The organism is Thalassovita mediterranea (assembly GCA_019448215.1).
Lineage (GTDB): Bacteria > Pseudomonadota > Alphaproteobacteria > Caulobacterales > Hyphomonadaceae > Henriciella.
Window position 1 is genome coordinate 2,955,339 of record CP080408.1, and the last position, 12,141, is coordinate 2,967,479.

Below are 12,141 nucleotides of genomic sequence, written 5' to 3' on the forward strand. Positions count from 1 at the left end.
CAGGTGTGCCATGCTGAAACATTTCCTGACCGCTTTCGCGTTTGCCGCCCTCGCCCTGCCTTCTACGGCACAGGACGCCAGCGAGATTGCCAAGGTGCGCAACGGCCAATCCTGCCCCGGATGTAACCTCTTCCAGGCAGATCTTGCCTATCTCGATATCGCCAATATCAACGTCTCAGGTGCACGCCTTCGCCAGAGCGACATGCAGCTGTCGACTTTCGATAACTGGAATCTGCGCGGCACCAATCTCTCGGTCACCAACATGTTCGGCGTGCGGTTCAACGCCTCGAACTTCTCGAATGCAAACCTTGAGAGCGCGACACTGGTCGGTGGCTATTTCGGGTCTTCGAACTTTGCGGGCGCCAGCCTTGCCGGCGCGAATCTTTCCGGCGCAGACTTCCGCCTCGCCAAAGGTCTGACGCAAGCACAATTGCGCCAGGCGTGCGGTGATCAGGCAACGCGCCTGCCTGCTGGGCTGACGATCCCAAGGTGCGGCTAGAGAGACACACACCTGCGTCTGTTTACAGTCATTACCGGGAATTCAGTTCAAAGCAGGCTCCAGACCTCGTAAATACGCTGCATGCTTAGATTTAGTCGCTTGTCTGTCATTCTGGCACTTGCTGCATGCGGGGCCGCGTCCGGCGCGGCAAACGCGCAGTCAAAGTCGACGCGCGTCTCCTGGGCCCCCTCTTATGGTGGCTCCTGCGTGAGCTGCGACCTGCGCGGACGTAACATGTCGGGCGGGGATATCTCGGCAGCGCACTATCCCAAAGCCAACGTCTCAGGCGCCTTCCTGCGTGGCACGCGGGCGCTGAATATCGACCTCTCGGACGCGATGGCGAAGGGCACTGATTTCCGCCGGGCGACGCTCGACGGCTCCAGACTGTCCAATACCCGCTTCGAAGGCTCCCGTTTTGAGCGGGCCAGCCTGCTCAATGTGAACCTCTCAGGTGCCTCACTTTCAGACACTCACCTGACCGGCGCACGCCTTGGTGTGGCGAATGCCACGGGGACAGATTTTTCGCGTGCACGCGCGTCGGGAACAGATTTCACCGGCGCCAATCTGACCGGCGCGATTTTCAATGGTGCGATCCTGCGTGAAGCGCAGTTCAACAACGCAATCCTGAACGGGACCTCGTTTGCCAATGCAGACCTGCACGGTGCGCGTATCACCAATATCCGGCTGATCAATGTCAGCTTTGAAGGCGCGACTGGCCTCGAGAGCACGAATTTCGAAGGCAGTTGCGCAGGTGAGAACACAAACGTACCCGCAGGCATCGCGCTGCTGTCCTGTCAGGCTGTACGGCTCCCTGGGACCGAAGAGCTGCGCGGCGGCCTGATCCAGACAGCCGGCCAATAAAAAACGCCCTCTGAACCGTCAGAGGGCGCTTTTCTATCTCTCGACAATCAAGCCGGCCCGCGCTCAGTCCTTCTTGGCCTGCGGGGCCAGACGGATGTGAAGCTCGCGAAGCTGCTTCTCGTCCACCGGTGACGGCGCCTGCATCATCAGGTCGCGTGCCTGCTGGTTCATCGGGAAAAGCGTCACATCGCGCAGATTGTCGACTTCGGCGAGCAGCATGACAATACGGTCAACGCCCGGTGCGATACCGCCATGCGGCGGGGCGCCGTAGCGGAACGCGTTCAGCATGCCGCCAAACTCTGCCTCGACCACGTCAGCGCCATAGCCTGCAAGCTCAAACGCTTTCAGCATGATGTCAGGGCGGTGGTTCCGGATAGCGCCGGAGGACAGCTCCACGCCGTTACAGACGATATCGTACTGGAAGGCTTTCAGCTCGAGCTGCTTCTCGACCGTATCGGCCTGCTCAAGCGCTTCCATACCGCCCTGCGGCATGGAGAACGGGTTGTGCGAGAAGTCGATCTTCTTGTTGTCGTCGTCCCACTCATACATCGGGAAATCGACGATCCAGCAGAACTTGAAGATGCCCTGCTCGATCAGCTCCAGCTCTTCGCCAACCTTGTTACGGGCAGCGCCGGCCAGCTTGTAAGCGGCGTCGTGGTTGCCAGCGGAGAAGAAGATACCGTCGCCCGCGCCAAGTCCGAGTTGCTCAAGGAAGGCTTTCAGGTGATCGGCGTCGAAGTTCTTCAGCACGGGGTCCTGGCTGTCGACACCGCCGCCGTCGGCTTCTTTCAGGCGCGCATAGCCTAGGCCAGGCGCCTGCATTTCCTTTTTCGCCCACTTGTCGAGGTCGTCGAAGAACTTGCGGGACTTTTGCTCGGCCGCTTTTGGCGCCGGAATGGCGATAACCTTGCCGCCACCTGCGATTATCTTCGCGAAGATGGAGAAGCCCGTCTTGCTGTCATCGGCAAAGAAGTCAGTGACGTCGGCAAGCTCGATCGGATTGCGCAGATCCGGCTTGTCAGAGCCGTACTTCGCCATGGCTTCGGCGTATGGAATGCGCGGAAACGGGCCTTCCGGCATGGTGCGGCCCTTGCCCTGCCAGTCTGCGAACTCCTCAAAGACGCCGCGCATCACAGGCTCGATCGCCTGGAAGACGTCTTCCTGCTCAACGAAGCTCATCTCGATATCGAGCTGGTAGAACTCACCCGGTGAGCGGTCTGCGCGGGCGTCCTCATCGCGGAAACACGGCGCGATCTGGAAGTAGCGGTCGAAACCCGACACCATGAGCAGCTGCTTGAACTGCTGCGGTGCCTGCGGAAGGGCGTAGAATTCACCCGGGTGCAGGCGTGATGGCACGAGGAAGTCGCGCGCGCCTTCAGGTGAGGAGGCCGTCAGGATTGGCGTCTGGTATTCGGTGAAGCCCTGCTCGATCATGCGGCGACGAAGGCTCGCGATGATCTGGCTGCGCAGGATCATGTTCTTGTGCAGCGTCTCACGGCGAAGATCGAGGTAGCGATGCTTCAGGCGGATCTCTTCTGGATAATCCGGCTCTGCGAACACAGGCAGCGGCAGCTTGGCTGCGGCGCTTTCAATGTTCAGCGTCTCGGCAGGAAGCTCTACCTCACCAGTCGGCAGCTCCGGGTTCACCGCTTCGGCGTCACGCGCAATCACCTTGCCGGTGACCGTCAGCACGCTTTCGGCAGTCGCGCGCTTGGCGTCTTCGTAGAAGGCTGCATTCGGATACACCACAACCTGCGTCAGGCCGTAATGGTCGCGCAGATCGATGAACAGGGCGCCGGCATGCTCGCGGCGGCGGTGCAGCCAGCCAGAAAGTTTGACCGTGGCGCCGACATCAGACTTGGTGAGTTCGCCGCAGGTATGGGTGCGGTAAGCGTGCATTCTCTCACTCCGAGGATTCTTGAGGCCTGAGAGGATTTGTGAACCTTCCCCTCGCCATTGTTGTGCGGATGCGATACGCGTGCGCGCCATGACTGACAAGACGCTGACGCCGATTACACAGCAGGAAGAGCTGCAAAAGTTCTGCGATTCGCTTTCGGCGAGCGATTTCATCTGTGTCGATACCGAATTTCACCGCGAAACGACCTTCTGGCCAGAGCTCTGCCTGATCCAGGCGTCTGCGCCCGGTGTCGAAGGTGTGGTCGACCCAAAGGCAGATGGGATCGATCTCAAACCTTTCCTCGACCTTCTGGCCGACACTTCACGCGTGAAAGTGTTTCACGCTGCCCGCCAGGACATGGAAATCTTCAACAAGCTGATCGGTACGCCGCCTGCGCCGGTTTTCGACACGCAGGTCGCTGCCATGGCGCTCGGTCTTGGCGATTCCATTTCCTACGACAATCTGATCCAACGTGTCCTTCGCCGTCATATCGACAAGTCGAGCCAGTTTACCGACTGGAAGAGGCGTCCCCTGTCGGACAAGCAGCTTGATTATGCGCTTGGCGACGTGACCCACCTACGCGACGCGTATCTCTGGATGCGGGACGAGCTTGAAAAGCGTGGCCGGATGGAATGGATCGCCGAGGAGATGGACAGCATCTCTGATCCGGCGCTTTACGACACTGATCCGAAGAATGCCTGGCAGCGGCTGAAAGTCCGCAAGACGCACAAGGAATACCTTGCCGTGTTCGCGTCCGTCGCAGAATGGCGCGAGCGTCAGGCCCAGACGCTGGACCGCCCGCGCCGTCGCATTCTGAAGGATGACGCCATTCAGGAAATCGCGGACCAGAAGCCAAAATCGGAAGAGGCGTTCGACAGGCTGCGCGCCGTACCGAAGGGCTTTATCCGGTCACGCAATGCAGATGGCCTGATGCGCGCGGTTGAAACTGCGCTTGCAGACCCTGACGCGCATGCCCCACCGGCTCCACCACGCAAGCAGAACCCGCAGACGCCCGCTGGCGCGCCAGAGATGCTGAAAGTTCTTCTGAAGTATGTCAGCGAAGACGAGGATGTCGTCCCGCGTCTCATCGCGAACGCTGCCGACATCGAACGGATTGCGCGCGGCGAGACGGACAAGGACATCCCGGCCCTGACTGGCTGGCGCTATGATGTGTTCGGCAAGAAGGCACGCGCGCTGCTTACCGGCAAACTGGCGCTGTCCTTCGAGAGCGGTCAGGTCCGCCTGTTCGAGCCGAAGAGCTGAGACAAGGCCGTCGGCTTACTCGGCCGTCACAATCTGGGCGTCGAGATCCATGAAGGTCGCGAGTTGCTCAAACCGCTTCTTCACGGTGCCGGAAATCATGTCCTCAGCGCCCGGCTGAACCTCAAGGATGAGTTTCGACTTCGAGGTTTTCAGCTTCACCTGCTTGAGAAGCGGCGCTGAACGTCCAGAGTAAACTGCCCCCAGTCGCATGGCTGCGCCCATGATACGCGCCAGCTGATCATCAGATTCGAGGCCGAGCCGCGCAAACGGCTTGGGGCGTTGGAATTTGTGCGTGTAGCGCGCCCCCGTCGCGTGGGCGAGGAGAACGCGTTCATCGTGCGTGATCCCGCGAATGGGTGAGCGAAGGATCAGGTAATAGGCCATGTCCGCCCGGTGGTCGGGATGGAAACGCCCGCCGCAATCGGCCATCAGGCAGGCTGCCCTGAAGAGGCGCTGGCGCGCATGAGATCGCGGCAGGACCGGCTTGATGAATTTGTAGAGCGCCTCGCCAAAGGCGAGCTGGGAGGCTTCGAGCCGCAGGAAGGCGATTGTGCCATCAATCAGCGCATCGCCGAACGGTTCGCGCATGGTCTCAAAAAGGAGCTTCTCGCCGCGGTCAAAGAGAACACCTTCGCGCAGGCCATTTGCCGATATCAGCACTTCCTTGAACCCGCCCGCGTCAAAGACTTCATCGAGCACCAGCGCGGCATGGATGATCGTGTCGTAGCGACGCCCGACAAGGCTGGATATGCGGCCAGCGAGTTCCTTGTCGCGTTGTGTGGCAAGCACGGTCCGTACGACGGATCGGATCGCGGGGCCGGTCATGCGGTAGCCGTGCAGGATGGCAAGCGGATAGGCCTTCATATCCATGTGAATGCTGGCCAGTGCACGCCAGGAGCCGCCTACTGCATAGAGGCGGCGATGCCCCTGATTGATTAGCTCTGATGATTTCAGAACCTTGCGGATGGCCTTGCGCCGCTCCGCAGGCTTCGCATCATCGCCCTGCGGCATAGAGAATGGCCCGAGCTTATGGGTCTCTCCCTGCCCGTCCTGTCCGGCCGGCGAGATGGGCTGGAATTCGAGGCTGGAGCCGCCCAGATCGCCGACAAGCCCATCCGGCTGGTCAAAGCCTGTACGCACACCCAGCGCTGAAAGACGACCCTCTTCCGGCCCGGGCAGGATACGCAGACGCGCACCCAGCTCGGTCGCAGCCATGCGCGCAAACTCAGGCCCGTCTTCAGCATCACGCACGGCCGCCGTTGCGACTGCCGTCACCTGCGTCACACCAAGCCCTGTCAGGATCGCGCGATAGCGCCGGATGGCGGCGACGGCCTCGACAACACCTTCGGGCGACAGCCTCCCCGTTTCCGGCAGGCCGCGTCCCAGCCCGGCCAGCACTTTCTCGTTGAAGTAAGGAAGCGCCGCAGCGCCCGTGACCTCGTAAATGACGAGCCGGACGGAGTTTGAGCCGATGTCTACAACGGCAGCTTTTTCAGGCTGCAGCGCTAGCCTCATTTAGAGCCCCGCTTCTTCGGCGCGAGCCTTGGCGGGATCGAGACGACCAGTGCATTGCCGCGCCCCGACAGTGATGGGTTCTCCATGAAGTAGCGGTGCGCACTGAAGCCCTTGCCGCGCTCTGGGGGGCGCAGGCGGTGGAACTCGCCTTCGCCGTCCATCTCCCAGCTTTGTTCGTCGTCATTGAGGTTTGCGATCATGATCTGGTTCAGCACCTGACGATGCACCGTCGGGTTTTCAACCGGGACAAGCGCTTCTACGCGGCGCTTGAGGTTACGCTGCATCCAGTCCGCTGACGAAATCCACACTTTCGCCCGTGCCGATGGCAAATTCTCACCATTCGCAAAGCAGACGATGCGTGAGTGTTCCAGGAAGCGGCCGATCAGGCTTTTAACCTGAATGTTTTCCGACAAGCCCGGCACGCCGGGGCGGAGGCAGCAAATGCCGCGCACAACAAGAACGATGGGCACGCCCGCCTGGCTTGCGCGGTAAAGCGCATCGATGACGTCGCCGTCGACGAGCGAATTCATCTTCGCCCAGACACCGCTTGGCTTGCCAGCTTTCGCATTCTCCGCCTCTTGGTCGATCATCTCGATCAGATACGGCTCGAGCGTGCGCGGTGACATGGCGATCTTGTCGAAATCCGGCGCCTTTTCAGGCGGTTCGCGGTAAGCTGTGATGTAGTTGAAAAGCTTATTTGCGTCGCGGCCAAGCGCAGGGTCAGACGTAAAAAGCGAGAGGTCGGTATAGATGCGCGCCGTGACGGGGTGGTAATTGCCCGTTCCGAAATGGGTGTAGGAAACGAGCTTGCCGCCCTCTCGGCGCACGACCAGCGAGACCTTTGCGTGGGTCTTGTAGTCGAGGAAGCCATAGACGACCTGCACCCCTGCCCGCTCCAGATCACGGGCGAGGCGCAGATTGGTCTCCTCGTCGAACCGCGCCTTGATCTCGACCAGGGCCGTGACGTTCTTGCCCATCTCCGCCGCTTCCTGCAGCGCAGCGACGATGGGTGAGTTCAGCGTCGTCCTGTACAGCGTCTGCTTGATGGCCACGACATCCGGGTCAATTGCCGCCTGACGAATGAACTGAATAACGACATCGAACGACTCGTACGGATGGTGGACAACGAAGTCTTTTGCCTTGATGGCAGCAAAGCAGTCGCCGCCCATTTCGCGGATACGTTCGGGGTAGCGCGGTTCATACGGTTTGAACTGCAGGTCCATCCGGTCTTCGATGATCAGCTCAGAAAGGTTCTTCATACCAAGCAGACCATGAAGGATCATCACATCGCGGGGCTCTGAGCCGATTTCGCGGGTGATAAATTTCTCGAGTTCTTCGGGCGCGTCGCCATCGATATGAATGCGTACGATCCGGCCCCGGCGACGCTGCTTCAGCAGGATCTCGAATTCGTGGATGAGATCTTCGGCCTCTTCCTCGATCTCGATATCGCTGTCGCGGACAATGCGGAAGACGCAATGGCCTAGGGAGCGATAGCCCGGAAACAACATGTCCATGAAGGTCGCGATGACGCTTTCAAGCCGCACGAAACGGATCGACTGGCGGTTCCTGTCCGGGAGGCGAATGAAGCGCGGTGAAAAAGCCGGCATGGGCACAAGGCCGACCATCGCCTCGCCAGCGCTCTCAGGTGCCAGCTGGAAAGCGACTGCAAAGCCGAGATTGGGAATGAACGGGAATGGGTGGGCCGGATCGACCGCCTGCGGCGTCAGGATTGGAAAGATATGGCTTTCAAAGTGATCACGCAGCCAGCCGAGGTCGGTCTTGGTGAGCTCTCCAATCCGTTTGACTTCAATTTTCTCTTCATCGAGCAGACCACGCAGCTCGCGCCAGCAGGCCTGCTGGGCCTCCATCAGCTTGGCAGACTGCTTTTCAATGGCTTCGACCTGCTGGGACGGTGTCATCCCATCCTGGCTGGTCCGCATCACGCCGGCGCGAAGTTGCTCGCGCAGGCCCGCATAGCGAACCATGAAAAACTCATCGAGGTTATTGGCGGAGATGGACAGGAAACGAAGGCGCTCAAGCAAGGGATGCGAGATGTTGTGTGCTTCTTCCAGGACCCTTTCATTGAACTTCAGCCAGGATAGCTCCCGGTTCAAAAATCTCTGGGGCTGATCGATCAACGACTTTCCTGCGCGCGCCGGCACTTTTTCCTGGGACGTTGTTTCGGTCGTGCTCATCGACTGCCTCTTGTCTGTCCCATCTAGTCTTCAAACAGCGGGCGCGTGCCGTCCATTTCGTCCAGAATTTCCCGCGCGAGAGGAACTGTTACCTCACGCCCGTCACTCATTTCGTGAAGATTTTCCACGAAGTTTTCAATGGCCGCATAGCTGCGCTCGAGCCGGATGATCAGATAGGACTCCACCTCGTCCGGCAGTTTCAGATAGCGGCGTTTCATTGCAGCCCTGAGACGGATCGACATCATTTCATCGTCTGGCGGGCCAAGCTCGATCAAGGTCATCGCGCTAAGCCGCGATTGCAGGTCCGGAAGACGGGTACGCCAGCGCGCAGGAGGGACGCGCCCTGTCAGCAGCAATGAGCCACCATGACTGGCAGACAGGTTTATGAGCGACAGGAGGTTGTCGTCATTTTCGACGAGATCGGCCCGGTCTACGGCAACAGGCGTGCTCGCGATCGCGTCGATCTTCTTGTGCGAAAGTTTGGACAGCGCCTTTGCCCCTAGCATTGAGCCACCCGCAAGCTCGCACCAGGCCTGCGCGGCTGTCGTCAGGCCGGACAGCTCATCACCCACGAGGCAGAACGCGGCTGTGCGCCAGTCAGGCCAGCGTTTCAGGAGCGCGACCGCGGTCCTATTGGCGTCGGTGACCGCCAGCGTGTCCAGCGTATGCCCCTTGCCGGGGAATTCGAACTTGAGCTGACGGCTTTTCCGTTGGGGATGGTCCGTGCGTGACACCAGAACTAGCTCGGCGCGCGCGTTACCGCAGAGGTCATCACCCAGCCCATATCGTCAGTGTCGGCCATGAGGCCGCGCTCACGCAGGCCAGCAATGAACTGGTCACGTTCACCGGCATAGGCAAAACGCACCACGGCGCCCTGACGCGAAAGGCCGACAATCTCGAAGCCAAACACGAGCGGAGAACGGGCCAGCGCGCTGCGCAGCGAGTTCCACTCAGGGAGCGACGTGAACAGAACGGTGGCCTCAACCGGCGTACGCTCACCTGAACGGATGATCGCCGAACGCTTCCAGACGGTATCGAGAAGGTCAGCCGCGTTCTCAGCGGCCGCTTCCAGCGTCGCGGCTGATCCAGTGGTGCCCAGATCAGTTTCGCCGGCCGCTGTGACGCTGATCAGACGGACGCGGTAGCTACCTGCATCGCCAAGAAGCTCTGCCTTGATGGCGCGGCGGGCATTTGCCGCCATGACATCGCCCTGCAATTCCTGCCAGACCGAAGAGGTCGTCGCTGACGTGCCACGGGACGTGTCGAACGGCGCGAGGCGTCCGCGCGAAGAATTCGGCCAGGCTGAGTTCCAGGCAACAGCGTTGGCAGAGCTGCGGACCGGGAAGACAACTGATTTTGGCGCCAGCTGATCGATGTATGGAATGGAGCGCTCATCGAGGAATTCGCGGACATTGGTCGGATTGTAGACCACAGCGAGCTTGCCGACATATTTGCCGCCGCCGCGCTCTTCTTCTTCAACGTCGACTGCGACAGCGAGACGGTTTGCAACCGCAGCGCTCACTGCACCCGATGAAAGCTTGCCGGAGCGGTCCTCAGGGAGCGTAAGGCGTTCGAAGAGCCGGTAGGCGCCTTTGACGCGCGCAGAGGCGAAAGCTTCTTGCTGGGCCTGGATCACGCTGCCAGCGGTTTCCTCGACTTCGATCTCCCGGATCGTATAGATATCGCGCAGCTGGGCCGCCGCTGTGCCTGCCGCAAAAAATACCACAGCAAACATCAGAAGGATTCGTCTGGTCATTTGGTCGCCTTTCCGACTCCGGTTGGAAATGTCCTTAGCAAGGCCGCTGGCACGATGGAACCGCCATGTCGGCTGGCCGAACATTCATCCACATGGTAACGCGCTTGCCCATGACTTCAAAAGACAAACCCTCTCTCTCCTATAAGGACGCTGGTGTCGACATTGAGGCAGGCGAACGCCTCGTCGATGCGATCTCTCCTTTGGCCAAGGCAACACGTCGTGCAGGCGTCATGGGCGGCCTCGGTGGCTTCGGCGCGCTGTTCGACCTGAAGAAGGAGAACTGGAAGGATCCGATCCTGGTTTCAGGAACGGATGGCGTGGGCACAAAGCTCATGCTGGCCTTCGAAACCGGCATCCACAACACGGTCGGGATCGACCTCGTTGCCATGTGCGCGAACGACGTGCTGGCGCAGGGGGCAGAACCACTTTTCTTCCTCGACTATTTCGCCTGCGGCAAGCTCGATGCCGGCATTGCCGAGGCCGTGATTTCGGGAATCGCTGAAGGCTGCAGACTGGCCGGGTGCGCACTTGTTGGCGGTGAAACTGCCGAGATGCCGGGCATGTATCCGCCGGGCCACTATGACCTTGCGGGGTTTGTCGTCGGCGCTGTTGAGCGTGAGAATGTCCTGCCTCGCTTTGCCGAAATGAAAGCCGGTGACATCCTGATCGGAATTGCGTCGTCTGGCCCGCACTCCAATGGCTACTCGCTCATCCGCCGGATCGTGGAGCGGACAGGCCTGAAGTGGGATGCAACGGCACCGTTCAGCGACAAGCCGCTTGGCGAGGCCCTGCTCACGCCAACGCGTCTTTATTCGCACGCCGCGCTGCCGCTGATCCGAAATGAACGAATCAAGGGGCTGGCCCACATCACGGGCGGCGGCCTGACCGAGAACGTGCCTCGCATGCTGCCAGATGACCTGACCCCGCGTTTCGACCGGGCTGCCTGGCCGCTGCCGGATATTTTCCGCTGGCTGCAGGAAGAAGGCAATGTCGCCGAGGACGAGATGCACCGCACCTTCAATATGGGTATTGGTCTCGTCTTCGCCGTCTCGCCTGATCAGGCAGAGCGTGCGATCGCAGACCTGCAGGCCGTTGGCGAGAACCCGGTTGTCATTGGTGATATCGTCCCCGCATGACCCGGCTCAATCTCGGCATCCTGATTTCAGGCCGCGGCTCCAATATGGAGAGCCTGCTCAACGCCTCAATTGATGAGGCGTACCCGGCAAAGCCAAGACTGGTGATCGCGAACAAGGAAGGTGCGCCGGGGCTGGAGACAGCAAGGCGTTTCGGCGTCGAAGCGGTGCTCATTCCGCACGAGCAATACAAGGACCGCCGCGCCTTCGAGGAAGCGCTTCACGAGACGCTGACGCAGCACGAGATCGACATCATCGCGCTCGCCGGGTTCATGCGCGTGCTGACGCCCTGGTTTGTCGGCAAATGGGAAAGCCGGATGGTGAATATCCACCCCTCGCTGCTCCCCGCCTATCCGGGGCTTGATACCCACGCCCGCGCGATCGAGGCAGGCGACAGCGAAGCAGGCTGCACGGTGCATTGGGTCAGTGAAGGTGTCGATGAGGGCGCGATCATCGGACAGTCCCGCGTGCCGGTGAAGGCTGGCGATACGCCGGATAGCCTGGCCGCACGCGTCCTGATTGCCGAGCATGAGCTTTACCCGCGCGCGCTCGCCGATGCATGCAGGATGATTACTGCACCGTCAGCGCGCTGAAGCTGTCGATCAATGCCCGAAGGTAGACATCCATAGCCCAGCGGTCGGAATCGGTCGGCTTGCTTGCAAGCCGCGCGGCACATTCGACGATGTCTGCCAGCTGCCGGACCTGCCCGCGCTCAAGATCACGTCCAGCGCGGTAAGCGAGCGGCCAGCCTGTGAACATCCGGCCCGGCACGTCGTCATGGAAGATCACCTGACAGTTTTCGTGTCGCCAGTCCCGCCGGATGCGGGCATAGCAATCGCGAACGGCGGCTTCTTCGCCTTCAATCACATGCAGGCAGAGCTGGTCCTGATGGATCAGCAGACCCGTGATTGATGCCTCGCGATTATGGTCGCGCGCAGCGGCAAGCATGTCGTACAGCGCATCATCGCGCAGCGACGGGCGGGCTTTCGACAGATAGATCAAACGTTTCATCCGCGCGGATC

General features: G+C 60.5%; 11 protein-coding genes. 5 read left to right on the forward strand and 6 right to left on the reverse strand.

Going from position 1 to position 12,141, the window contains the following annotated elements:
- Positions 1 to 10: 10 nt before the first annotated feature.
- Both KUV46_14460 and KUV46_14465 read left to right on the forward strand, forming a co-directional pair.
- Positions 11 to 499 (forward strand): pentapeptide repeat-containing protein, encoded by a 489-nt coding sequence (locus KUV46_14460; protein QYJ00519.1) that lies wholly within the window; start codon positions 11 to 13, stop codon positions 497 to 499.
- A gap of 207 nt (positions 500 to 706) precedes the next feature.
- On the forward strand, positions 707 to 1,360 hold the full coding sequence (locus tag KUV46_14465) for a pentapeptide repeat-containing protein (GenBank protein ID QYJ00520.1): 654 nt from the start codon (positions 707 to 709) through the stop codon (positions 1,358 to 1,360).
- 63 nt (positions 1,361 to 1,423) lie between these two features.
- Here KUV46_14465 and aspS read toward each other — a convergent pair whose 3' ends face one another.
- Positions 1,424 to 3,259 carry an aspartate--tRNA ligase gene (gene aspS / locus KUV46_14470; protein ID QYJ00521.1) on the reverse strand — a complete coding sequence of 612 codons (1,836 nt, stop codon included), beginning with the start codon at positions 3,257 to 3,259 and terminating at the stop codon, positions 1,424 to 1,426.
- Positions 3,260 to 3,347: 88 nt separating this feature from the next.
- Between aspS and rnd the strand changes: the two genes are divergently transcribed.
- A complete protein-coding gene (gene rnd / locus KUV46_14475) occupies positions 3,348 to 4,520 on the forward strand; it encodes a ribonuclease D (protein QYJ00522.1) in 1,173 nt (390 codons plus the stop codon).
- Positions 4,521 to 4,535: 15 nt separating this feature from the next.
- On the opposite strand, the gene KUV46_14480 is transcribed toward rnd, so the two are convergent.
- From KUV46_14480 to KUV46_14495, 4 genes are read right to left on the reverse strand one after another with little or no spacing between them, the layout of a single operon-like run.
- Positions 4,536 to 6,035: a Ppx/GppA family phosphatase gene (locus tag KUV46_14480; GenBank protein ID QYJ00523.1), complete on the reverse strand. Its 1,500-nt coding sequence runs from the start codon at positions 6,033 to 6,035 to the stop codon at positions 4,536 to 4,538.
- Entirely contained in the window at positions 6,032 to 8,230 is a 2,199-nt protein-coding gene (locus KUV46_14485) for an RNA degradosome polyphosphate kinase (GenBank protein ID QYJ00524.1), read from the reverse strand. Before KUV46_14485 ends, KUV46_14480 begins: the two co-directional genes overlap by 4 nt.
- A 23-nt stretch (positions 8,231 to 8,253) precedes the next feature.
- Positions 8,254 to 8,964 carry a hypothetical protein gene (locus KUV46_14490; protein ID QYJ00525.1) on the reverse strand — a complete coding sequence of 237 codons (711 nt, stop codon included), beginning with the start codon at positions 8,962 to 8,964 and terminating at the stop codon, positions 8,254 to 8,256.
- A 5-nt stretch (positions 8,965 to 8,969) separates the two neighbouring features.
- A complete protein-coding gene (locus tag KUV46_14495) occupies positions 8,970 to 9,986 on the reverse strand; it encodes a hypothetical protein (GenBank protein QYJ00526.1) in 1,017 nt (338 codons plus the stop codon).
- 110 nt (positions 9,987 to 10,096) lie between these two features.
- On the opposite strand from KUV46_14495, the gene purM reads away from it, so the two are divergent.
- Positions 10,097 to 11,122 (forward strand): phosphoribosylformylglycinamidine cyclo-ligase, encoded by a 1,026-nt coding sequence (gene purM / locus KUV46_14500; GenBank protein QYJ00527.1) that lies wholly within the window; start codon positions 10,097 to 10,099, stop codon positions 11,120 to 11,122.
- On the forward strand, positions 11,119 to 11,712 hold the full coding sequence (gene purN / locus KUV46_14505) for a phosphoribosylglycinamide formyltransferase (protein ID QYJ00528.1): 594 nt from the start codon (positions 11,119 to 11,121) through the stop codon (positions 11,710 to 11,712). Before purM ends, purN begins: the two co-directional genes overlap by 4 nt.
- Here the strand turns inward: purN and KUV46_14510 are convergent.
- A complete protein-coding gene (locus tag KUV46_14510) occupies positions 11,690 to 12,130 on the reverse strand; it encodes a BLUF domain-containing protein (GenBank protein ID QYJ00529.1) in 441 nt (146 codons plus the stop codon). The genes purN and KUV46_14510 overlap by 23 nt on opposite strands.
- Positions 12,131 to 12,141: the final 11 nt, after the last annotated feature.